The organism is Komagataeibacter xylinus, assembly GCF_004302915.1.
Lineage (GTDB): Bacteria > Pseudomonadota > Alphaproteobacteria > Acetobacterales > Acetobacteraceae > Komagataeibacter > Komagataeibacter xylinus_C.
The window spans coordinates 1-21,122 of the sequence record NZ_QQBI01000001.1 but is presented as its reverse complement, the minus strand read 5'-3'; the positions used below and the strand labels follow the sequence as shown (position 1 = coordinate 21,122).

Annotated in this window: 22 protein-coding genes; 15 read left to right on the top strand and 7 right to left on the bottom strand. The window is 64.8% G+C overall.

Going from position 1 to position 21,122, the window contains the following annotated elements; genetic code table 11:
* Window positions 1-24 precede the first annotated feature (24 nt).
* Complete coding sequence (locus tag DV027_RS00110; RefSeq protein ID WP_061272669.1) at window positions 25-765, bottom strand: response regulator; 741 nt, start codon at window positions 763-765, stop codon at window positions 25-27.
* 139 nt (window positions 766-904) lie between these two features.
* On the opposite strand from DV027_RS00110, the gene DV027_RS00105 reads away from it, so the two are divergent.
* The 11 genes from DV027_RS00105 (at window position 905) to thiL (ending at window position 12,252) form a co-directional block, all read left to right on the top strand.
* Window positions 905-1,384 (top strand): sigma-70 family RNA polymerase sigma factor, encoded by a 480-nt coding sequence (locus DV027_RS00105; protein ID WP_207303380.1) that lies wholly within the window; start codon window positions 905-907, stop codon window positions 1,382-1,384.
* Window positions 1,385-1,489: 105 nt separating this feature from the next.
* Window positions 1,490-2,062 carry a sigma-70 family RNA polymerase sigma factor gene (locus DV027_RS00100; RefSeq protein WP_130729978.1) on the top strand — a complete coding sequence of 191 codons (573 nt, stop codon included), beginning with the start codon at window positions 1,490-1,492 and terminating at the stop codon, window positions 2,060-2,062.
* Window positions 2,063-2,210: 148 nt separating this feature from the next.
* Window positions 2,211-2,393, top strand: coding sequence for a hypothetical protein (locus DV027_RS17800; protein WP_061272675.1), 183 nt, complete (start codon window positions 2,211-2,213; stop codon window positions 2,391-2,393).
* Window positions 2,394-4,199, top strand: coding sequence for a sensor histidine kinase (locus DV027_RS00090; protein WP_130729977.1), 1,806 nt, complete (start codon window positions 2,394-2,396; stop codon window positions 4,197-4,199). It begins immediately after the preceding gene.
* Window positions 4,200-4,297: 98 nt separating this feature from the next.
* Complete coding sequence (gene cydD / locus DV027_RS00085) at window positions 4,298-6,013, top strand: thiol reductant ABC exporter subunit CydD (RefSeq protein ID WP_130729976.1); 1,716 nt, start codon at window positions 4,298-4,300, stop codon at window positions 6,011-6,013.
* Window positions 6,010-7,707: a thiol reductant ABC exporter subunit CydC gene (cydC, locus tag DV027_RS00080; RefSeq protein ID WP_130729975.1), complete on the top strand. Its 1,698-nt coding sequence runs from the start codon at window positions 6,010-6,012 to the stop codon at window positions 7,705-7,707. Before cydD ends, cydC begins: the two co-directional genes overlap by 4 nt.
* 134 nt (window positions 7,708-7,841) lie before the next feature.
* On the top strand, window positions 7,842-8,216 hold the full coding sequence (locus DV027_RS00075) for an OmpA family protein (RefSeq protein ID WP_130729974.1): 375 nt from the start codon (window positions 7,842-7,844) through the stop codon (window positions 8,214-8,216).
* Window positions 8,217-8,239: 23 nt separating this feature from the next.
* The gene (gene recQ, locus DV027_RS00070) at window positions 8,240-10,072 is read left to right on the top strand and encodes a DNA helicase RecQ (protein ID WP_130729973.1); all 1,833 of its coding nucleotides are present in this window, start codon (window positions 8,240-8,242) and stop codon (window positions 10,070-10,072) included.
* A gap of 47 nt (window positions 10,073-10,119) precedes the next feature.
* Window positions 10,120-10,626 (top strand): transcriptional regulator NrdR, encoded by a 507-nt coding sequence (nrdR, locus tag DV027_RS00065; RefSeq protein ID WP_130729972.1) that lies wholly within the window; start codon window positions 10,120-10,122, stop codon window positions 10,624-10,626.
* A 72-nt stretch (window positions 10,627-10,698) separates the two neighbouring features.
* On the top strand, window positions 10,699-11,244 hold the full coding sequence (gene nusB / locus DV027_RS00060) for a transcription antitermination factor NusB (RefSeq protein ID WP_130729971.1): 546 nt from the start codon (window positions 10,699-10,701) through the stop codon (window positions 11,242-11,244).
* A gap of 21 nt (window positions 11,245-11,265) precedes the next feature.
* Window positions 11,266-12,252, top strand: coding sequence for a thiamine-phosphate kinase (gene thiL, locus DV027_RS00055; protein ID WP_130729970.1), 987 nt, complete (start codon window positions 11,266-11,268; stop codon window positions 12,250-12,252).
* Between the two features lie 117 nt (window positions 12,253-12,369).
* Here the strand turns inward: thiL and DV027_RS00050 are convergent, their stop codons facing one another.
* Window positions 12,370-13,530, bottom strand: coding sequence for a hypothetical protein (locus DV027_RS00050; RefSeq protein ID WP_130729969.1), 1,161 nt, complete (start codon window positions 13,528-13,530; stop codon window positions 12,370-12,372).
* Window positions 13,531-13,686: 156 nt separating this feature from the next.
* Here DV027_RS00050 and DV027_RS00045 point away from each other — a divergent pair, with 156 nt between their 5' ends.
* Together DV027_RS00045 and glk are read left to right on the top strand one after the other, a co-directional pair.
* The gene (locus DV027_RS00045; RefSeq protein ID WP_130729968.1) at window positions 13,687-14,484 is read left to right on the top strand and encodes an SDR family NAD(P)-dependent oxidoreductase; all 798 of its coding nucleotides are present in this window, start codon (window positions 13,687-13,689) and stop codon (window positions 14,482-14,484) included.
* Window positions 14,485-14,739: 255 nt separating this feature from the next.
* Window positions 14,740-15,714 (top strand): glucokinase, encoded by a 975-nt coding sequence (gene glk / locus DV027_RS00040; protein ID WP_130729967.1) that lies wholly within the window; start codon window positions 14,740-14,742, stop codon window positions 15,712-15,714.
* Between the two features lie 118 nt (window positions 15,715-15,832).
* On the opposite strand, the gene DV027_RS00035 is transcribed toward glk, so the two are convergent.
* Entirely contained in the window at window positions 15,833-16,306 is a 474-nt protein-coding gene (locus DV027_RS00035) for a hypothetical protein (protein WP_242621667.1), read from the bottom strand.
* A 45-nt stretch (window positions 16,307-16,351) separates the two neighbouring features.
* Window positions 16,352-16,579: a hypothetical protein gene (locus DV027_RS00030; protein ID WP_130729965.1), complete on the bottom strand. Its 228-nt coding sequence runs from the start codon at window positions 16,577-16,579 to the stop codon at window positions 16,352-16,354.
* 32 nt (window positions 16,580-16,611) lie between these two features.
* On the opposite strand from DV027_RS00030, the gene DV027_RS00025 reads away from it, so the two are divergent.
* Window positions 16,612-18,312, top strand: a complete 1,701-nt coding sequence (locus tag DV027_RS00025) for a thiamine pyrophosphate-binding protein (RefSeq protein WP_130729964.1) — start codon at window positions 16,612-16,614, stop codon at window positions 18,310-18,312.
* Window positions 18,313-18,352: 40 nt separating this feature from the next.
* Here the strand turns inward: DV027_RS00025 and DV027_RS00020 are convergent, their stop codons facing one another.
* Window positions 18,353-18,850 (bottom strand): hypothetical protein, encoded by a 498-nt coding sequence (locus DV027_RS00020; RefSeq protein ID WP_207303379.1) that lies wholly within the window; start codon window positions 18,848-18,850, stop codon window positions 18,353-18,355.
* Window positions 18,851-19,018: 168 nt separating this feature from the next.
* Here DV027_RS00020 and thiM point away from each other — a divergent pair, with 168 nt between their 5' ends.
* Window positions 19,019-19,843: a hydroxyethylthiazole kinase gene (gene thiM / locus DV027_RS00015; protein ID WP_130729963.1), complete on the top strand. Its 825-nt coding sequence runs from the start codon at window positions 19,019-19,021 to the stop codon at window positions 19,841-19,843.
* Between the two features lies 1 nt (window position 19,844).
* On the opposite strand, the gene hpxZ is transcribed toward thiM, so the two are convergent.
* Complete coding sequence (gene hpxZ, locus DV027_RS00010; protein ID WP_130729962.1) at window positions 19,845-20,234, bottom strand: oxalurate catabolism protein HpxZ; 390 nt, start codon at window positions 20,232-20,234, stop codon at window positions 19,845-19,847.
* A gap of 28 nt (window positions 20,235-20,262) precedes the next feature.
* Entirely contained in the window at window positions 20,263-20,715 is a 453-nt protein-coding gene (locus DV027_RS00005) for a hypothetical protein (protein ID WP_130729961.1), read from the bottom strand.
* Window positions 20,716-21,122 lie beyond the last annotated feature (407 nt).

Below are 21,122 nucleotides of genomic sequence, written 5' to 3'. Positions count from 1 at the left end.
CGCCGGGACTGGCATGCGGCTTTGTCAGTTCAGCGGCACGCCGCCCGATACGGCCTGATAGGTGGAGACCGCCAGCGTCAGCGGCTCGAACGGCTTGGTGATGACAAAGGCCGGCTCGATCGTATCGCCCGTGAGCAGCCGCTCGGGGTAGGCGGTGACGAAGATGATCGGAATATCCTGGTGCTGCAATATGGCCGAGACGGCCTTCATCCCGTCGCCGCCATCGCCGAGGTTGATGTCGGCCAGGATCAGGCCGGGCCGGGTCTCGCGCGCAAGGCGCACGGCCTCTTCCTCGCTGCTGGCAACACCGGCAATGGTGTGGCCGCACTGGCGCACCAGCTCCTCGATATCCATCGCGATGATCGGTTCATCCTCGATGATCAGCACGCTGGTCTGGGCGCATGAGCGCAGGCGGGCATGGGCATCCTCCAGCATGGCGGCGGCCTGCGGCTGGGCAATGGCCAGCACGCGGGCGGCGTCCGCCACGCTGAGTTCCTCGAGCGAGGTGAGCAGGAGCAGCTTGCGCGCCAGTGGCGGCATGCCGCCCGCCTTCGCGTCCTGCGCGCCGTGCTGGGCATGGTGGCGCGAAATCCATTGGTAAAGGCGTAGCCGCGGTGGCAGGGTGGGGTCATCCACCGCCATGAGTTCGCGCAGGCTTTCGGCCACCAGAAGGTCGCCGCTCGACTGGCTGCCACATAACGCACGGGCGTAACGCCGGGCATAGGGCAGGGCGCGAAGCAGGTCTTGACGCCGTGATAGCGGCATGAGGCATTCATCTCCCCAGATAAACTGTTACACTCCGGATCATGACAGCGTTAGGCTGTGCTGCAAGAGTTGAAGAGTAAACAAACTGGAATCAAGAATACCATCTGATCCGGCACGGGTCACGCACTTGCGTGGGGAGATGCTGTCTCTCCTGCCACAATTGCGTGGTTTTGCCCGTTTCCTGACCGGCCAGCCCGCGGCGGCGGATGACCTGGTGCAGGAAACCGTGCTGCGCGCGCTCGGCGCGCTCGAGCAGTTCACGCCGGGCACCAGCATGAAGGCGTGGCTTTATACCATAGCGCGCAACCTGTTTTACGAGCAGGCGCGCAAGGGGCGGCGCGAGCGTGATGTGATGTCGGATTATGCCCTGCGCCCCGACCAGGCCGAAAGCGGCACCGGCGCGGGGGAGGCCGACGTGCTGCGCGACCTCAATGGCGCGATCTGGCAGCTCACCCCCCGCCTGCGCGAGGCGCTGGTGCTCGTGGGCGTGCAGGAAATGACCTATGCCGAGGCCGCCCATGTATGCGGTGTTACGGTGGGTACGCTCAAGGCCCGCGTGTCACGCGCGCGGGCCCAGATCATGGACTACATGCAGGCGGGCTCCGGCGGCGCAGGCTGAAGGGAACTGTCGCGCGGTGCTCGCGTTTTCGTTACATGGAAAATGTAACCTTTCATCCCTCCCGTTCATTGCACTGGCATGAACGACGAAACAGGGGAGATGAAAATGACCAGCAGCTTTCATGACCAGATGATTGCAATCCTGCCCCGACTGCGCGTGCAGGCCCTGTCGCTCACGCGCAACCGGGCGGCAGCCGATGACCTGGTGCAGGATGCCGTGTGCAATGCGCTGGCCGCCCAGCACAGCTTTACGCCGGGCACCAATTTCTCGGCCTGGATGCACCGCATCCTGCGCAACCGTTTCATTTCCGACCTGCGCAAGAAGCGCGAGACCGGCAATATCGAGGATGTGCCCGCATCCAGCATGGCCGGCAGCGGCGCGCATGAAGAACGCCTGATGGTCAAGGAACTGGCCGAGGCCATGAACCGCCTGCCCGCCGACCAGCGCGAGGCGCTGGTGCTCGTGGTGATGCAGGGCATGAGCTATGACGAGCTTGCCGCCGCAACCAGCTGCGCCGTGGGCACCGCCAAGAGCCGCGTGTTCCGTGCCCGCCGCCAGCTCGCCACGTGGCTGTATGGCGAGGAGCGCGATATCTCCACCGTTGAACTGCGCGGGGCGGTGCAGCGCCTGCGCTCGCGCACGCAGGCCCGTGTGGCTACGAACACGGCATCGGCCTGAGACGGGAATTCCCACTTTGAATTATGGCGTGAATATCGCACTGACACGGATACCTTCGTCAGTACCTCGGGAGTCTACAGGGTAATGATGCGGCCCTGGCATACAGGCAGGGGTTGTGTGAAGTGGGAATTTACTTCGGGATAATGCGATGGCTCTGAAGGACAAGTGTCCTCCCAGGCAACCAGGAAAGAAGTCCACAAGCAGATCGGATGATGCGTTCGAGCTATGGCTGAGGCGAGGGCTGCACCAGTTGTTCGATGATGTGACCAAAGAGCCTGTTCCCGAGGAGCTGCTGCGTCTTATTGAGGAAGACCGGAAGCGGACAAAATAGATGTCCGTTCCACCTTCCTCCGGTCGGGGCGGCAGGCAGGGGCGCCATCGCAGCCTGTTTACGCGGGTCGGGCGTGTGTTCGACGCCGTCCGTGGCCGGATGATGGCGATCATCCTGCTCGCGGCCATGCCCATCGCCCTGATCGGGGCCGTGCAGGCGTGGCACAGCTATCGTAATACGCTCGAGGCCCCGGGCTACCGCACGGACATGGCCGTGGCGCGCATCGACCTTGAACTGCATCATGAATCCGAGCATGTCGCATCCCTTCTGCAGGCGGTGGCGCGCATGCGGCTCGACAGTGGCGGGCTTGCGCGCATGCTCCAGCTTGTCGAGTCACTGACCGGGCGGCATTACAGCCAGATCGCGCTGGCCGATGACCGGGGCAATATCGCCGCCGCCGTCGGCCCCGACCATGACGCGACATCCCTGACCATTGACGAGATGCCGCGCTTTCAGGGTGATGTGAAGCTCGTGGCCATACCCGATGTGCTGACCGGCGTGCCCGATCATTTCCGCATCACGGTTGCGGCGATGATTGGCGATGATGCGGGCAGGCCCGCGCGCTCGGGCTACCTTACGGCCATCATGCCGCTGTCATGGCGCAGCGCCATGCTCCAGAGCAGCGACCCCCGGCTTGACCTGATGCAGCAGAACGGCCCGATCGAAATCTGGGTCATGGACAGCCACGCCCGCGCCACGGCCCCGCTGTGCGCGGATTGCAACTGGCGCGACCACCCCCCGGCGCGGATCATGCAGTGGGCGCGCTTCGAGGTTACGCATGGCGTGGAGCACGACCACATCACCCTGCCGGAGGGCTCGTATTCCATCGGGCGGGTGCAGGGCGGCGTGTATGTGCTCACCATGACTCGGCGCAACGCCAGCGAGCGGCATGCGGTGGTCATGTTCGCCATCTCGCTGGTCACCAGCGGGGTGCTGCTGCTCGTGGGGCTTCTGGGGGCCTCGAAAAGTGCTGACGTGCTGGTCATAACGCCGCTGCGCCAGCTTACGGCCTCGGTCAATCAGTGGCAGCTTGGGGGCGTGTATGACGTGCGCTCGAACTGGGCCATGCCGCTTGAGGTCAGGCAGCTTGCGCATGCCTTCAGCAAGGCCACGCGCAGGCTGGCGCGGCATGAGAAGCGCCTCGAGCGCGCGCAGGTGCGTCAGGAGCTGCTGCTCAAGGAGATGCACCATCGCGTCAAGAACAACCTGCAGATCGTGGCCTCGCTGCTCAACCTGCAGGCGGGCCGCATCCGCCAGCCCGGCGCGCGCGAGGAATTTGCCCAGGCGCGCGACCGCGTGCGCGCGCTGGCAACCCTGCATCGCTACCTTTATGCCGATGGCGAACTGTACAGCCTGAACATGCAGAGCTTCGTGCGCGAACTGTGTGGTCAGATCATGCACGCCATCGGTGAATCCGATGAAGGCCGCATCACGCTCGATATCCGCGTCGATGACCTGCTCATGGTGCCCGACCAGGCCGTGCCGCTGGCCCTGATCGTGACCGAGGCGGTCAGCAACACCATCAAATATGCCTTTCCCGACCAGTTGCACGGCACGCTTGAAGTGGGCCTGCGCGCGCTTGATGGCGGGCGGGCGTGCCTGTGGATTGCCGATAACGGCGTGGGCATGGCGGCGGGCCGCAACCTTACGGGCGCGGAAGACGGGCGCAGCGGGATCGGCATGCAGCTCATCCGCGGCTTTGCGCGGCAGCTGGGCGGCACGTTGCAGATGTTTGAGGAGAACGGCACCCGCTATGTGCTTGTTTTTCCGTTAAAGCAGCCCGATCAGGACGAGCTGGCCGACTGAATGCATGCAAAAATGCATGGCAGAGTTATCTCACGGGCAGTTTATGGCGGCGCATGATGGCTGTCCCTGTGTCGTGTCATTCGGTATAGGGAGCGGTCATGAGTGATGACAAGACAGTGATGAAGGCGTGGACCCGGGCACAGTCGCGCCTGGGGCGCAGGCAGGCCATGCCTGTCGTGTTGCTGGGTCTGGGCATATCCGCCATCGCCGTGGGGCAGGTGTGGTGCATCGCCACCGTGCTGGCCTGCGTGCTGGTGCCCGGTGGCATGCCGGTCGTTGCGTGGCCGCTGGCCGGGCTGGTCGGGCTGGCAGTGGCGCGCGCGGGGTTGCAGGCGGCATCGGACACGCTGGCCGCGCGCGCGGGCATGAAGGGCCGCGCCCGGCTGCGCGGCGGCGTGATCGAGGCCATCATGCGGGGCGGGCCGGGGCTTTTGCGCCAGCACCATACGGGCGAGCTGACCGCGCTGGCCGTTGACCGGATCGAGGCGCTGGACGGATTTTTTGCCCGCTGGCTGCCCGCTTCCGTGCTGTGGGTGGCGGCACCGCTTGTCATTGGCGTGCTGGCGGCATTCGTGCAGCCTGGCTCGGCGCTGATCATGGCCGTGTGCGGCCTTGCCGTGCCGTTTGGCCAGGCGCTGTTCGGCATCGGGGCGGCGGTGGCCTCGCGCAACCAGTTCCTGGCCATGACCCGGCTGCAGGCCCGCTTCCTTGACCGGGTGCGCGGCATCGCCACCATCGTGCTGTCGGGCCGCACGGAGGATGAAACCCGCAGGCTTGCCGCAAGTGCTGAGGAACTGCGCCTGCGCACGATGAAGGTGCTGCGCGTGGCCTTCCTGTCTTCGGCCTCCATCGACTGCGCCATGGTCGTGGCCCTTGTGCTCGTCGCCCTGCGCAATGGCGCCCACCTGATGGACCTGCATGAGCAGGGCGTGCCTGCCGCCATCATGGCGGGGCAGGTCGCGCGCGGGCTGTTCGTGGTGCTGGTGGTGCCGGAATTCTTCGCCCCCTTCCGCAGCCTTGCCCTGGCCTATCAGGACCGGGCGCATGCCTCCGGTGCCGCGAGCGCCATGCGCATCCTGCCCGATGATGCCACGCCCGCGCGGGTGGGCGGCCAGGCGGTGTGCGACATGACGGGCGGCGTCGCGGTCGCCTTCGAGCATGTCAGCTTCGCATGGGACGCCGCACGTGGCATGGCGGTTGATGATGTTTCCTTCAGCGTGCCCGCGGGCCAGACGCTGCTGCTGTGCGGTGCGTCAGGTTCGGGCAAGTCCACCATCATCGAGCTGCTGCTCGGCTTCATCCAGCCCGCCAGCGGGCGCATTACGTTCAACGACGTGGACATGGCCACGCTGGCGCCTGAAGCGCTGGTGGCCATGACCTCGTGGATCGGGCAGAAGCCGGTGCTGTTTGCAGGCACGCTGCGCGAGAACATCCTGTTTGCCCGCCCCGATGCAACGCAGGCGCAGCTTGATGCCGCGGTTGCTGCCGCAGCGGCCGGGGATTTCGTGGCCAGCCTGCCCAACGGGCTCGATACCTTTATTGGCGAGGGCGGTTTTGGCCTGTCTGGCGGCCAGGCGCAGCGCGTGGCGATTGCGCGTGCCTTCCTCAAGGATGCGCCGCTTGTGGTGCTTGACGAGCCAACCGCGCATCTCGACCCTGACACCGAGGCTGACGTGTTTGAAAGCCTGCGCCGCCTTGCCGCCCGGCGCACCGTCATCCTGGTCACCCATTCCAGCGCGGTGGCGGGGTTTGACGGCCAGCGGATCGACCTGGCGCAGGGCCATGTCGTGACCAGTGGGGAGACAGTATCGTGAAATCCTCACAGACAAGGGAACTGAACCGTCAGGCGCAGCGCGAGGGCGTGCTCGCCCCCGTGGGCCGCATCCTGCAGATCTGGCAGCGGCGCGCGCCGCTGCTTACGGCAGGCGCGCTGCTATCGCTGCTCGCGCTCATCATCGGCCTTGTGCTGATGCGCGAGGCAGGCATCCGCGTTGCGGCCATGACCATGGGCATGATCGTGGTCACGACCGGGGCGTTGCGAATCTTTGGCAGTGCGCGGGTGATCCTGCGCTACGCGGAGCGGCTGGTTGCGCATGATGCCATGTTCCGTGCGCTGGCCGATGTGCGGGTATGGTTCTTCCGCCACCTTGCGCGCGGGGCGGCGGCGGGGCTTGGCTTCCGCCGCGCGGGCGACCTGCTCTCGCGCCTCGTGTCCGATGTCGAGACGCTGGACGGGCTTTACCTGCGCATCATCCTGCCGCTGGCGGGCGCGTGCCTTGTGCTGCCGTTCCTGTTCATTGCCATCAACATGGTCTGCACGGTGCTGGCCGTGGTGGTGTGCGCGCTGTTTGCCTGCGGGGCCTTCGTGCTGCCGCTGTTTGCTGCCATGTTGGGGCGGCGTGAAGGCGGGCTGGTCAACCATGAGGCGGCCCAGCTGCGCGTGGGCGTGCTCGACATGGTGGGGGGGCTGCGTGAAATCGCGACCTTCGGGGCGGAGGGGCGCATGCTCGACCATGTGCGCGACCGTGATGCCGCCCTTTACCGCGCGCAGATGAAGCAGGCCCGCATGCTCGCCCTGGCTGGCGCTGCCTCCTACCTGTGCGGGCAGGCGGCGGTTGTGGCGGTTCTGGCCGCGGCCCTGGGGCTGGGCCTGCCGCGCATTCCCGCGCTGCAGGCTGCCGCCGTGCTGTTCCTTACGGTTGCAGCCTTCGAGAGCATTGGCGGGCTGACACGCGCGGGCGCCCTTGCGGGCAACATCACCCGTGCCGCCGCGCGCGTGGTGGCGGTGGGCGACCTGCCCGAGCATGCGCCGCCCGAAGGCACGCAGCCTGCGCCCGAGGGCACCGACATCCGCTTCGAGCAGGTTTCCTTCCGGTGGGATGCGGCGCGTGCGCCCGTCCTCGATCATCTTGACCTGAGCATTCCCGCAGGCCAGCGCATTGCGGTCATGGGGCCTTCCGGGGCGGGCAAGTCCACGCTGGCGGCATTGCTGCTCAAGGTGGTGGGGCCGCAGGCTGGGCGGATTACGCTGGGCGGCGAGGATATCGCCACCATCCGCGACGAGGCGCTGCGCGAGCGGATTGCCTGGCTGTCACAGGCGACGCATCTCTTTACCGATACGATTCGCGCCAATCTGCTGCTGGGCCGCCCGGACGCCACCGAGGCCGAGCTGTGGGCGGCACTCGAGCAGGCCCGTGTGGCCGATGTGGTCCGCGCCCTGCCCGATGGGCTGGATAGCTGGCTGGGGGAAGGGGGCGCGAGTGTATCAGGCGGGCAGGGGCGGCGCCTGGCGCTGGCGCGCGTGCTGCTGTCGCATGCGCCGATCCTGATTCTGGATGAACCGGCCACCGGGCTTGATGCCCAGACCGAGCGTGAATTCCTGCTCACCCTCAATGAGGTTACGCAGGGGCGCACGGTCATTCTGATCGTGCACCGGCTGACAGGTGTGGAAAAGCTGGATCAGGCATGGCGTATCGTGGGTGGTAAAACCGTGGCGGCTACGGCATGAAGGGGCCGCCATGCCCGCTGAAAGGATTGACGTGCCCCGCCCCAGCGGGCACGAAGTAGCGGAAAACCGGATCGGACACACCTCAAGGCTGGGCGCGGTCCGTCATGCATATCTGAAACGGGAGTAACTCCATCATGCGTCGCCTGTCCCTTCTTCTTGGTCTTGGTCTGCTGACAGGATGCGCTGGTGGCCATCCGGGCAAGTATGTCGTGTTCTTCACCCCCAATTCGGCCCAGCTTGATGCCCCGGCCCAGACCGTGATCTCGCAGGCGGCCCAGCGTGCGGTGGCCAACAATTCCAAGGTGCGCGTTGAAGGCTATGCCGCGGCCAGCCATGACCTGTCGGCTGATGAGCTGCTGGCCATCGACCGCGCCAAGATCGTGGCCCGCCAGCTTGCGGTTGATGGTGTGGATGCAGGCCATATCAGCCAGCAGCCGCGTGGCCCGATGAACAACGAGGACGGTGCGCTGGCCTCGCGCCGGGTCGAGATCGAGGTCGGCGGACACTGAGCGAAGACCCCGCTTTTCATGATATGACAGCGCCCGACGGCACCACGCGCGACCCGCGCGTGGTGCTGGCCGAGGTTTTCGGCTTCCCCGATTTCCGTGGCCTGCAGCAGCAGGCGGTTGACCAGGTCATGGCCGGGCGCGACTGCCTGGTGCTCATGCCTACCGGCGGCGGCAAGAGCGTGTGCTATCAGGTGCCTGCCCTTGCCCGGCCCGGCACGGGGCTGGTCATATCCCCCCTGATCGCGCTGATGGATGATCAGGTTGCCGCCCTGCGGCAGCTTGGCGTCAATGCGGGGGCCCTGCATTCCGAGCAGGAACCCGAGGACGCCGCCCGCGTGCGCTCGGACCTGATGGCAGGCCGGCTCGACATTCTCTACGTCTCGCCCGAGCGCCTGCTCTCGCCGGGCATGCTCGACCGGCTCGGGCGGCTCACGCTCTCGGTCATCGCCATTGACGAGGCGCACTGCATCTCGGCCTGGGGGCATGAATTCCGCCCCGAATACCGCGAACTCGCGGCCCTGCCGCAGCATTTTCCCAATGTGCCGCGCATAGCGCTCACCGCCACGGCGGATGCGCGCACGCGCAGCGACATTCTTGAAGCCCTGGCCATGCCCGATGCCACGGTGCTCAAGGCCAGTTTCCATCGCTCCAACCTCGATATCGCGGTCAAGCCCAAGACATCGGAAATCCGCCAGCTGACGGCCATCCTCGACCGGCACAGGGGGGCTGCCTCCATCGTGTATTGCGGCAGCCGCAGCAAGACCGAGCGCGTGGCGCGTTCGCTGGCGGGCAAGGGCTATGCGGCGCTGCCGTTCCATGCCGGTCTTTCGCCAGTGGAAAAACGCGCGGCACTGATGCGCTTCCGCTCGGGCGAGCCGGTGGTGATCGTGGCCACCATCGCCTTTGGCATGGGCATCGACCGGCCCGACGTGCGCGCCGTGGTGCATCTGGACATGCCGTCCTCGCCCGAAGGGTATTACCAGCAGATCGGTCGTGCCGGGCGCGATGGCGAGCAGGCGGAAACCGTGCTGCTGTATGGCGGCGATGACATGGCCCGTGCGCGCTACTGGCTGGAGCAGTCCAATGCGCCAGATGCGCAGAAACGCATCATGAGCGCGCGGCTCGAGGCCATGATCGCCCTGACCGAAACCACGGGCTGCCGCACCCAGGCGCTGCTGTCGTGCTTTGGCGAGGAACTCGACCAGCCCTGTGGCCATTGCGACAACTGCCGCAGCCCGGTGGCCACGTTTGATGGCACCGTGGCGGCGCAGAAGGTGCTCTCGGCCATCTACCGCACCGGCCAGCGCTTTGGCGCGGTGCATGTGGCGGGCGTGCTGCGGGGCAAGACATCGGACATGACGGCGCGGCACGGGCATGAAAAACTGAGCGTGTTCGGCATAGGCCGCGACCGGCCCGAGCCGTTCTGGCGCGGCGTGATCCGCCAGCTCATTGCGCGCGGCGCAATCAGGGTCACGGGCGAATATAACGCCCTTGCCCTTGAGGAAGGTCGCGCGCGCCCCATATTGCGGGGCGAGGAACCGATCATGCTGCGCGAGGACGCGACCGAGGACCTCAAGGCCGCACGTGGCACTGGCAGCGGCACGCGCCCCGCCATGGCCGACCTCACGCCCGAGGCCGCCGCCCGCTATGAAGCGCTGCGTGCATGGCGGCTGGGCGAGGCGCGTGAGCAGGAAATTCCGCCCTATGTCATTTTTCATGATGCGGTGCTGCATGATATTGCCCTCGAGCGCCCGACCACGCTGGATGAGCTTGGCATGATCCGTGGCGTGGGCGGCTCGAAGCTGGCCCGCTATGGCGAGGCGGTGCTCGATGTGCTGGCGCAGACCGGGGCCTGAGGTCGCGCCATGCGTGTTTTTGCCTCCAGATCAGGAACAGCTTGCCCATGCGTTGCCCTTTTTGCGGACATGACGACACACAGGTAAAGGACAGCCGCCCGCATGAAGATGGGGCGGCCATCCGTCGCAGGCGCATCTGTGGCTCATGCGGGCAGCGCTTTACCACCATCGAGCGCGTGCAGCTGCGTGATCTGGTTGTGATCAAGGCCGATGCGCGGCGCGTGCCCTTTGAGCGCGACAAGCTGGCGCGCTCGGTCAAGGTCGCGCTGCGCAAGCGCCCGGTTGATGCCGAGCGGATCGAGCGGATTGTCAACGGGCTGGTGCGCAGGCTCGAGGCGATGGGGGAGACGGACATCCCCTCGCGCGATATCGGGCGGCTGGTGATGGAAACGCTGCGCGAAATTGATTCGGTCGCCTATATCCGCTTTGCCAGCGTGCACTGGGATTTCCGTGAAACCAAGGATTTTGCTGATATTCTGGCCACGATTTCAACCGCAGGGCCGGGCGGGAGCAGCGAGGACTTTCCCCCTTCCGGCCCGAAAGACAAAGATTGAACTGGACCCCGCCGCCCAAAGAGGCGATGAAGCCGTGATTTTGCAGCAACGCCACAGCAGGAGTAACGCGCCATGACACAGACAGACGGCGACCGGCAGCCCAAGGTCCGTTCCCGCACCGCTTCACGCGTGGCAGCGGTGCAGGCCCTGTTCCAGATCGAGCAGGGCCATGAAGGCGCGGAGCAGGTCATCAACCAGTTCAACCGCCACCGGCTGGGTGGGGCCGGGTCCGAATATGCCGAAGGCCAGGTGCCCGAGGCCGATGCGCGGCTGTTCGGCATTGTGGTGCGCGGGGCGATGGCCCGGCAGGAGCGCATCGACGCGCTGCTGCACGAGATCCTGCCCGCATCGTGGCCGCTGGGCCGCCTTGACCCGGTGCTGCGCGCCATCATGCATGCGGCAGGCGGCGAGATGCTGGCCGCTGACCCGGCACCCGCGCGCGTCATCATCAATGAATACATGGATATCGGCCATGGCTTCCTGGCTGGTGATGAGCCGCGCATGCTCAACGGCGTGCTCGATGCCCTGTCACGCCGCGTGAACGAACCGACCCCCGCAGCCCCCGTCGAGGTGGTGCAGGAAATTGTTGATGAAGCACCCGACAGCCCGGCTTCCTGAAACGGAGTAAGGAGGGCGGCCATGGCACCGGATCGCGCCGAGGAGAACGGCCTGCCGGCTGAATTCGGCTTTATTGCCCGTGTGTTCCGCCCGCTGGCCGGCAACGGCGCACTGGACCTGCGCGATGACGCTGCCGTGTTCACGCCGCCTGCCGGGCGGCAACTTGTCGTTGCGGCGGATGCCATGGTCGAGGGCGTGCATTTCCTGCCCGATGACCCATCGCACACCATTGGCCGCAAGCTGCTGCGCTGCAACCTGTCCGACCTTGCGGCCATGGATGCGACGCCTCTGGGCTATCTGCTGACCGTGTCCATGCCGCCTGCGCGTGACGAGGCCTGGTTTGCCGGTTTTGCAGCGGGCCTCGCGCAGGACCAGCAGCAGTTTGCCATTACCCTGCTCGGTGGCGATACGACCGCAACATCCGGCCCGCTGGTGCTTTCGCTTACCATACTGGGGCATGTGGCGCCTGGCATGGCGCTGCGGCGCAGTACCGCGCGGGCGGGTGATGGCATATGGGTGACCGGCACGATTGGCGATGGCGCCATGGGCCTGCTGGCCCGGCAGGGGCAGGTGCCCGACCCCGATGGCTTCCTGGCCAGCCGCTACCAGTTGCCGCGCCCGCGGCTGGGGCTTGAACTGGGTGGCATTGCCTCGGCTGGCATGGATGTGTCGGACGGGCTGGTGCAGGATCTGGGCCACATGGCACGCGAGAGCGGGGTGGGTGCCGTGATCGAAGCTGCACGGGTACCGCTTTCCGCCGCCGTGCGCGCGCTTGGCCTCATATGGTTGCCGCAATGCCTGACAGGCGGCGATGATTATGAACTGCTGCTGGCCGTCCCGCCCGCACAGGAAGCCCGCCTGCTGGCCCATGCAGCCCGCGTGGGCGTTGCCGTGACCCGTATTGGCCAGATCGTGCCGGGGAGCGGCGTGCAGGTGCGTGATGGGCTAGGTCGCGACATGAAGCTGGGCCGCCTGGGCTGGAGCCACATCGCCAACCCTGAAACATAAAGAAGTCTTTTGTGAAGCTTTTTTCAAAAAGCTTCAAAGAACACCGCCTTTTTGAAAAAAGGCGGCACCCAAAAACTTTTATCATTTTTTATCAATGAGTTGTTTTCAAACAGTCTCTTACTCTTCCAGCGAGCGGTCATACACCCGGTAGCGCTTGCATGGCTCAGGCGTGATGCGCTCGATCAGACGGCGCATCGATGTGTTGGTTTCCAGCACCCAGCCCAGTTCGATGGTGCGGTAGGGCAGGCTGCGGCCACGCTTCATGAGTTCGGTAATGGCAAGGGCCGGCATGATCGCGCCAAGGGCGGTGCCATCAAGCACCGAACTTACGCCAAGCAGGATCACGCGGGCGGAATGGAACTCGTGGCGCAGCAGCCGCTTGCCCAGCTTGAGCCAGCCCAGCGGCGAGGGGTCGCCGTTCAGGTCGGCCGAGATGTCGAACACGTTGGGCACCACCAGCGCCACGCAGACCGGCTTGCCCGCCTGCTCGATCAGCACGAAATGCTCGGGCTTGAGCAGCGGCTTCATCTCCACGATCATGGATTCGATGTCTTCGCGCGCCAGCGGGATCGAACCCCAGTTATTGCGCCAGGCATCGTTGTAAAGCTGGCGCAGGATCTCGCCATCTTCCTTGATGCGGTCCATGCGCAGGCCGCGCGTGGTGACATTGCCCAGCCTGCCTTCACCCAGCCGCAGGCTGGCGGGCACGAGATGGGCTTCCTCCGCATCGGGGCCGGTGTGCATCTGGTAGGCCACGAGGTCGCGCACCTTGGTGCAGCCGCAGGCCTCCATCATGCCGGGCAGCCATTTGGGGTGCCACGGCATGGCGACCATGGGCAGCGCGTGGTGGCCTTCGAGCATCATCCCGAACTCGCCATTGCTGTCCAGCGTCTGGGGGCCGCGCATGGTCTTCATGCCGCGCTGGCGCAGCCAGGTGCCGGCGGCATCGAGCAGGGCGGAAACCACTTCAAGGTCGTCAATCGCATCGAGCGCGCCAAAAAAGCCGATCGGCTCGCCATAATGTTCCATCGAGATGGGGTCGATCTGCGCCGAGATGCGGCCCACGGGCCGCCTGCCGCGCATGGCCAGGAAATACTGCGCCCGCCCGTTGCGGAAAAAGGAGTTCTTGCGCGGGGTGAGCAGGTCGCGCTGGGTCAGGTCGAGCGGGGGCACATAACCCGGCAGCCCCGCATAGAGGTGGCGGGGCAACTGGATGAAGGTGGTCATCTGACGAAAGCCGGAAACGGGTATGATAGTAAGACGATCGGTTTCGTTCATGACCGGTTCGTTGCATCCTGAACATTACCGGCATCGACCTTCATTCCGTGGCGAAACGGGGCAGGCTATGCAGGCATGGGTTGAAAGAAATGATTCGGTGGTCCGTCCTGTTGTTGTGCTCATGGCACAGATGGACCCTGAAAAGGAAGATGGACAATGACAGTAAGCTCTGCATCACGCACGGATGAAGGCCGATATGTGCTGATTACGGGGGCCTCGAGCGGGATAGGAGCGGAACTGGCATGGCTCTATGCAGCCCAGGAGCGGCCGCTTGTGCTGTGGGGGCGCGACGCGGGGCGGCTTGAGGCGGTCGCCACGCGCGCGCGTGGTTGCGGCGTGGCGGTCGAGACCCGCGTGCTTGACCTGGCGGATGGGGCGGCCGCCATCGCAGCCCTGCGCGCCGATGATGCGGCCCACCCCATCGGCATCGCCATCCTCGCTGCCGGACTGGGTGACATGCGCCGCAGCGATGAGGTGGTGGAAAAGGCGGAGGACGTGCTGCGGCTGGGGCTGGTCAATTACGCCACCCCTTCCGCCATGGCGGCGGCGGCGGCGGAATGCATGGTGCCGCGCGGGCGGGGGCATATTGTCATGCTCAGTTCGGTCGCGGCCTTTCATGCGCTGCCGTTTGCCGCGGCCTATTCCGGCTCCAAGGCTGGGCTCAAGCGCTTTGCCGAGGCCCAGCAGATGGCCCTCGCCCCCTTGGGCATCGGGGTGACGCTGGTCTCGCCGGGGTTTGTCGATACGCCCATGAGCCGCCGCGTGGTGGGGGCCAAGCCCTTCCTGCAGGGCGCGCCCTCTGCTGCCCGCCGCATTGCGCGCGCGGTGGCGCGTAACCAGCCGCATCTGGTCTTTCCGTTCGTGTTCTCGGTGCTGCGGCTGATCGACACATTGGTGCCGTGGCCGCTCAAGCGGCGCATCCTTGCCGCCATCAGGGCGGACCAGACGGACTGATTGCGCCCATGCGCGGGGGTTATAAAATGTATTTTAGTCCTGATCGTGGCGATTATGGCCATTTTGTGACCTCGATCAATGAAATGCCGACCCGGCTGGTCTCTTTTCAGGCCTGAGATGTGAACCCACGGGTCTGCGAAGCCTCAATTCATCCGCCTGTTGCATGCAATGCCGAGGGCGGGCACACTTGCAGGCTATTTTTATTACAATGATGCGGGCAGCAAGCTGCCGTATGGCCACGGAGCGTGACCGGACATGAAAGAGATCGTAGCAGTTGACATTGGCGGAACCCATGCGCGGTTCGCCATTGCCCAGGTGGACCAGGGGCGTGTCGTCACACTGGGGGAGGCCACGACCCTGAAATGCGCCGACCACGCCAGCCTGCAGCTGGCATGGGAAGCCTTCGCGCGCGTGGTCAACCGCCCGTTGCCCAAGGCGGCCGGCATTGCCGTGGCATGCCCGATCAAGGGCGATATCCTCAAGCTGACCAATAACCCGTGGGTGATCCAGCCCGCGTGGCTGCCGGTCAAGTTGGGGGTGGATGAACTGATCCCGGTCAATGACTTCGGTGCCGTGGCCCATGCCGTGGCGCAGGTGGGGGCGGACAGCCTCCAGCATATCTGCGGGCCTGACGTTCCGCTGCCCGAGCAGGGTGTGACCACAGTGGTGGGGCCGGGCACGGGGCTGGGCTCGGCTTACATCGTGCGGCGCAAGAATGGTTACTTCGTGTGCGAGACCGAGGGCGGCCATATCGACTTCTCGCCGCTCGACCAGTTGGAAGACCGGATCCTGACCGTGCTGCGCCGCCGTTACCGCCGCGTGTCGGTCGAGCGCGTGGTGTCCGGGCCGGGCCTGCTGAACCTGTATGAGGCGATTGCCGAGATGGGGGAACTCTCGGTCAAGGCGCGTGATGACAAGGCCCTGTGGACCATGGCGCTGGAAGGCTCCGACCCCGTGGCGGCGGCGGCCCTCGAGCGGTTCTGCCTCAGCCTGGGCACCGTGGCGGGCGACCTTGCGCTGGCACAGGGCGGCAGCGCGGTGGTGATTGCTGGCGGCCTTGGGCTGCGGCTGGCCAAGCACCTGCCCAATTCCGGCTTTGCCGAACGCTTCGTGGCGAAGGGCCGGTTCGAGGGCATGATGTCGGAAATGCCGGTGAAGCTGATCACCTACCCGCAGCCCGGCCTGCTGGGTGCGGCCGCGGCCTTTGCCGAGGCTTACCGCCAGGACTGAAAGCCGGTTTGGACAATGGCTGACTGATAAAAAAGAATAAAAGCATCCCGATGCCGCCTCTTTGCAAAAAGGGCGGCATTTTTTTAAGGATTGGCTGAAGTCCGCGCTGCCACCAGCTTCAGCCGCGCCACAGATGGCCGGGCATGGCATCGTAATGCCGGGTCAGGAAATCAAGCAGCAGGGCGAGAACCTGCCCCATGTGCTTGGGATCATGGCGGGCATGGCGGGCGAGTTCTGGCAGGGGGCGGTGATCGATCATGGCGGCGATGAGCACGCGCTCGTAACGCGTCCCGATGATGTCATGGATATGCCGGTACCGGTTGATCGATCCGCTCCGCCCGTTGAGCGGGCGGCGCGACAGGCCGAGCGATGTCCGGTCAAACAGCGGGTCTTCAAGCCCCATCACGCCAATGCGGTAATCCGTGGCCCAGAACCGAGCCGCCGCGACCTGGCGGGCGGTAATGATGCCATCATGGCGCAGGGTCTCGATAAGGGGGGGAAGTGCCGGGTCATGATCCGCCTGCGTGCCATGGGCGGTTGTCTGGGCAGTCAGGGGCGCGGGACTGTCGGCAGGCAAGGGGCGTACTTTCATGATCGCGTAAGGGTGTATCATCTTCGCGTTGCGGCGGGTGGTCAATCACATGATGTATGCCGGTGCCGCCTTCCCATAAAAAAACGGCATCACCCGGGTGCAGGTGATGCCGCAAGTTTCCGTGGGAAGGGTTGGGAAATCGACGGTTGGGATTCTGTCGGGTGACCCACGGGTTGCATTCTTGATAATGATAATCACTATCATTATCAAGATAAAAATTGACGCCAGCTTCACCCGCTGCTGCTGGACCCGCACCCCAAAACGTGTTGCCATGACCCACACCTTCAAAGCAGGCAGGGAACAGCATGGCCATTACACCGCTTGAGGTCGCGGCAAGGGGAACAGGCGGGCGGCGCGGCGCCGACATCCTTCTGGAAATTCTGGAAAGTGAAGGGGTCCGCTATATCTTTGGCAATCCCGGCACGACGGAACTCCCCCTGATCGATGCCCTGCAGCGCCGCCCGGACCTGAAATACATCCTGGCCCTGCAGGAGGCGAGCGTGGTGGCCATGGCCGATGGCTATGCGCAGGCGGCAGGCCGCCCCGGCTTTCTCAACCTGCACACGGCGGGCGGGCTGGGGCATGGCATGGGCAACCTGCTCAATGCCAGCGTATCGCAGACACCGCTGGTGGTGACGGCGGGCCAGCAGGATTCGCGGCATACCATTTCCGACCCGCTGCTGTTTGGCGATCTGGTCAGCATCGCCACCCCGGCCGTGAAATGGGCGCAGGAAGTGCTGCATGCCGACCAGTTGCCCGTGCTGGTGCGCCGGGCCTTCAACGATTCGATGGCAGCGCCGTCAGGGCCGGTTTTCCTGTCGCTGCCCATGGATGTGATGGAGGAGGCCAGCGATATCGACATTGGCAGCCCCTCTGTCATCAACCGCGAGGCCATAGCAGGCGGCCTGCCCGAACTGGCCCGCGCGCTGGCGGGCATTGCGCCGGGGCGGCTGGCCATCATCGCGGGCGATGAGGTGCATGGGGCGGATGCCGCGGCACAGGTCGCCGCCGTGGCCGACATGCTGGGCGCGCCGGTTTATGGCGCGTCATGGCCCTCGCGCATTCCGTTCGCCACGTCGTGCCCGCTCTGGGCAGGCAACATGCCCACGCGCGCTACCGATATCGCCACCCGCCTTGCGGATTATGATGCGATCTTCGCGCTGGGCGGCAAGTCGCTCATCACCATCCTCTATTCCGAGGGCTCGCCCGTGCCGCCGGGCTGCGCGGTCTATCAGGTCTCGGCCGATGCGCGTGACCTTGGCCGCACGTTCCAGACGCCGCTCTCCCTCGTGGGCAATATCCGCGCCTCGCTCGATGTGCTGTTGCCGCTGTTGCAGCACGAGACCGAACCGCGCCGCAAAGCCCATGTCGCCGCCCGTGAAAAAGTCGTGGCCGCCCGTGCCCACAGGCGCCTCGAGGCCGAGGCGCTGGTGGCGGCCCACCAGGATGATGCGGTCATTGCCCCATGCGTTGCCGCCCACGAGGCCGTGCGCGCCATTGGGCCACAGGTTGCCATTGTGGATGAGGCGATCGCCACGTCGTCCTATACGCGCATGTTCCTCAACAGCGACTGGGCAGCTCAGTATTCCTTCCTGCGTGGCGGCGCGCTGGGCTGGGGCATGCCGGCTGCGGTCGGGGCCTCGCTCGGGCTGGGGCGCGAGCCGGTGGTCTGCCTGGTGGGCGATGGCGCGGCCCTTTATTCCCCGCAGGCGATCTGGACCGCAGCGCATGAGCAGCTGCCCGTGACATTCGTTGTGATGAACAACCGCGAATATAACGTGCTCAAGGGCTTCATGCGCGGGCAGACCCATTATGTCTCGGCCCGGCAGGGGAATTTCCTGGCGATGGATCTGTGCGATCCGCCCATTGATTATCAGGCGATGGCGACTTCATACGGGCTGGAGGCCCGGCAGATCACGCGGGCTGCCGATATTGCTCCGGCCATTGAGGCCGCGATGGCATCGGGGCGGCCCAACCTCGTCGAGATCGTGATCAGTACGCTCTAGCGGATTGGGGGCGCTTTTGAAAAAAGGCGCCCCAAAACATCTAGCGGATGGGGAAGCTGCAGGCCGCGGGCATGGCCTCGGCCCGCTCGCCACCGGGATTGACCTTCAGGGTCAGGCGCATGACGGCAGCCGCCAGATGCGCCCCACTCGTGCGCATGCTCGCCTTGATGTCAACGCCGTGGTTGTTATCAAGCACCGTCACGTTGCGGCCCCGGCCAATCGTGCCTTCGGCCCGCACCGACCAGTACGTGCCGTTGATGTCGGACAGGCGGGCAAGGTTATAGACCTTTCCTTCGCCCCGTAGCGTGCTGTAACCGATTCCCACGGCGCCACCGCCCGTGATCTTGACCGGGTAGGAATGGCCGCCAAAATAAAGCCGCCCCTTGCCCCATGAATAACCGCCGGCAAGGGCCGCGTCATGCAGGCGAAAGCAGAGCGAAGCCGTTGGCTGGCCCAGCGCGTCAGCCGCCTGGGCGGAGGGGGCGGCCAGTAGTCCTGCTGCAAGAAGGACAGGGGCGGAAAGAAGAACTGGGCGCACGATATGTTCCTGTTACGATAGGCTGGCTGGGAGCATGAAGGTCGTCACTGGGCTCCGGCATGGTTGACCGGCTTCGTCCTTTGTTTTTCAGTTGATTATCATCAAAAGGCAACCCCTGTCTGTTTCATGCCCTCTGCCTGCATGACAGGAAGGGAAGGAAACATACCGATGCATCCTGTAACATGTGCCCCGCGCCGCATGCAGCATGACAGTCCCGATTGTGGTCCCGTCCTGCGGCGCATTCGCACGCAGGCACCTTTTGTTTATGGGCTGACGAATTATGTCGCAGCCACCCTGAGCGCCAACGTGCTGCTTGCGGCTGGTGCCGCCCCCGCCATCGGGGCGGCGCCCGGCTGGCCTGCCGGCTTCGGGGCGCATGCCGGTGGGCTATGGGTGAACGCGGCGGGGCTGATCAATACGACAGGGCACGACATGCTCGCGGCAATCGATGCCGCCAATGCGGCAGACGTGCCATGGGTGCTCGATCCCGTCGCCATGGGGGCGGGTGTTGCGGAATATGATGATATTATTCGCACCATGGCGGCGCGCAGGCCCACTGTCATTCGTGGCAATGCCAGCGAGGTCATGGCCCTGGCAGGTGGCGCTGCCACCGCGCGCGGGGTGGAAACAACGGCCTCGATCGCGCAGGCCGTGCCGCTGGGGCAGGAGCTGGCGCGCAGGCTGGGCGCGATTGTGGCCATCAGCGGGCCGGAGGATCATGTCCTTTCCCCTGACGGCGCGCAGATCATCATACCAGGCGGGCATCGTTGGTTGACAGCCGTAACCGGCGCAGGCTGCGCCCTCGGCGGCCTGATTGCAGCAGGGCTTGCGGTAACGCCCCGGCCGGATGAGCGGCTGATAACGGTTGCAGCCGTGCATGCCCTGTATGCCCGCGCGGCTGAAAAAGCAGCCGGGCCAGCGCAGGGGCCGGCCTCCTTCGCCACGGGGTTTGTCGATGCCCTGGCGCAGCTTCAGGGCGTAGCAGACGATTAAATCAGGAAATATCCGCCATGAGGGAAACGTGCGCCGCGATGATCTTCCAGCCATCGGGCATGCGCACCCATGTCTGGCTCTGCCGCCCGATGCGTTCGCTGCCGTGGCGGCGGAATTCCAGGTCAACCGTGCCCAGGTCCGCGCCAATGGCGGTAATGTGCCGGCGCAGCACGTCGCGTGGCGGCGAGCCACCCGTGCGGTTGCGGCGGAAGGCGGCGATTTCGTCATACCCATAAAGCGTCTCGCCCACGCCATACCGCACCGTTTCAGGCCCGTGATAGAACAGGGCATCGAGTTCGGGGATGTCGTTTTCACCCAGCGCACGCTCGTAGCGGTCGGACATGGCGGTCAACTCCGCTACGATTTCATGGCGGTTCAGTTCCGGTGGCATACGGTTTTCCCTTAATAGATGTGACTGGTCAGGATGCCGGAGCAGGCGGAGTGGTATGCGGCGCCTCATCCGTCACGTTGATAACAGCCTCATCGGAAATCGACACCACTTCCGACGGCGGCCGATGGGCCACCTCATCCGTTTTGCGGGTCAGATCATTGATGACCGTTTTCAGTTCGGTCACTTCATCACGCACGTCATTGAGAATTTCCATCAGCGCCGCATGGTCTTCCGCCGCGCGCTGGTCTGCTCCCCGGCTCAGAACCGCGTTGCCCACCATCAGTGCAGGCAGGGCAACGAGCTGGATGCAGTTGCTTATATAGAGCAGCGTGTTCTGCCATGCAGGAGCTGCCAGCGGAATGAGCGAAAAAACCAGAAAGCCATAAACACACCAGATGCTGCCGAATATGATGGTCATGCGCACGGCAACGCGCTCATTGACCTCGCTCACGAGGGAAGATTTGGGGGACTGATTCGTCATGAGACCCTGCTTTTTGCAATGAATGACACTGATTGAGGCGGTATGTCTCAAAACATGTCACTTTGCGCCTGCCTTAAATGGATAGGATTTATGCCCCGAATGGGGGAAGCCCCTTTTTGTCGGTTGTTTTTTCATGGCCCGTAATCCGCAGTCTGGTGCCATTTTCTGGGTGTATTCCCGGATGTCGGAACAAGTTTTTTCACTTCTGCTGCGATTTTCTGATTGACGGTATGTGATGGTGGTCCTATATCCCCAATCACCGGCGGCGCTGAGGAAACTTCTTGAGCTTCTTTGGTGGATTTGCTAGGTTACTCGGCCCTGTTGGGTTGAGGGTTCTTTGACAAGAGAATAGAGAGAGTATCTGGAAGGGATATGCTGGCGGCGCGATTGTTGTCTTTAGGGATGAT

Bases quoted from the DNA above. Each gene is read 5' to 3' on its own strand.
- thiL (WP_130729970.1), top strand. From the start codon at position 11,266: ATGGCACCGGATCGCGCCGAGGAGAACGGCCTGCCGGCTGAATTCGGC.
- DV027_RS00090 (WP_130729977.1), top strand. From the start codon at position 2,394: ATGTCCGTTCCACCTTCCTCCGGTCGGGGCGGCAGGCAGGGGCGCCAT.
- DV027_RS00075 (WP_130729974.1), top strand. From the start codon at position 7,842: ATGCGTCGCCTGTCCCTTCTTCTTGGTCTTGGTCTGCTGACAGGATGC.
- thiM (WP_130729963.1), top strand. From the start codon at position 19,019: ATGCATCCTGTAACATGTGCCCCGCGCCGCATGCAGCATGACAGTCCC.
- nrdR (WP_130729972.1), top strand. From the start codon at position 10,120: ATGCGTTGCCCTTTTTGCGGACATGACGACACACAGGTAAAGGACAGC.
- DV027_RS00035 (WP_242621667.1), bottom strand. From the start codon at position 16,306: ATGAAAGTACGCCCCTTGCCTGCCGACAGTCCCGCGCCCCTGACTGCC.
- DV027_RS17800 (WP_061272675.1), top strand. From the start codon at position 2,211: ATGGCTCTGAAGGACAAGTGTCCTCCCAGGCAACCAGGAAAGAAGTCC.
- nusB (WP_130729971.1), top strand. From the start codon at position 10,699: ATGACACAGACAGACGGCGACCGGCAGCCCAAGGTCCGTTCCCGCACC.
- hpxZ (WP_130729962.1), bottom strand. From the start codon at position 20,234: ATGCCACCGGAACTGAACCGCCATGAAATCGTAGCGGAGTTGACCGCC.
- DV027_RS00005 (WP_130729961.1), bottom strand. From the start codon at position 20,715: ATGACGAATCAGTCCCCCAAATCTTCCCTCGTGAGCGAGGTCAATGAG.
- cydD (WP_130729976.1), top strand. From the start codon at position 4,298: ATGAGTGATGACAAGACAGTGATGAAGGCGTGGACCCGGGCACAGTCG.
- glk (WP_130729967.1), top strand. From the start codon at position 14,740: ATGAAAGAGATCGTAGCAGTTGACATTGGCGGAACCCATGCGCGGTTC.
- DV027_RS00025 (WP_130729964.1), top strand. From the start codon at position 16,612: ATGGCCATTACACCGCTTGAGGTCGCGGCAAGGGGAACAGGCGGGCGG.
- recQ (WP_130729973.1), top strand. From the start codon at position 8,240: ATGACAGCGCCCGACGGCACCACGCGCGACCCGCGCGTGGTGCTGGCC.
- DV027_RS00050 (WP_130729969.1), bottom strand. From the start codon at position 13,530: ATGAACGAAACCGATCGTCTTACTATCATACCCGTTTCCGGCTTTCGT.
- DV027_RS00110 (WP_061272669.1), bottom strand. From the start codon at position 765: ATGCCGCTATCACGGCGTCAAGACCTGCTTCGCGCCCTGCCCTATGCC.
- DV027_RS00100 (WP_130729978.1), top strand. From the start codon at position 1,490: ATGACCAGCAGCTTTCATGACCAGATGATTGCAATCCTGCCCCGACTG.
- DV027_RS00045 (WP_130729968.1), top strand. From the start codon at position 13,687: ATGACAGTAAGCTCTGCATCACGCACGGATGAAGGCCGATATGTGCTG.
- DV027_RS00105 (WP_207303380.1), top strand. From the start codon at position 905: ATGCTGTCTCTCCTGCCACAATTGCGTGGTTTTGCCCGTTTCCTGACC.
- DV027_RS00030 (WP_130729965.1), bottom strand. From the start codon at position 16,579: ATGGCAACACGTTTTGGGGTGCGGGTCCAGCAGCAGCGGGTGAAGCTG.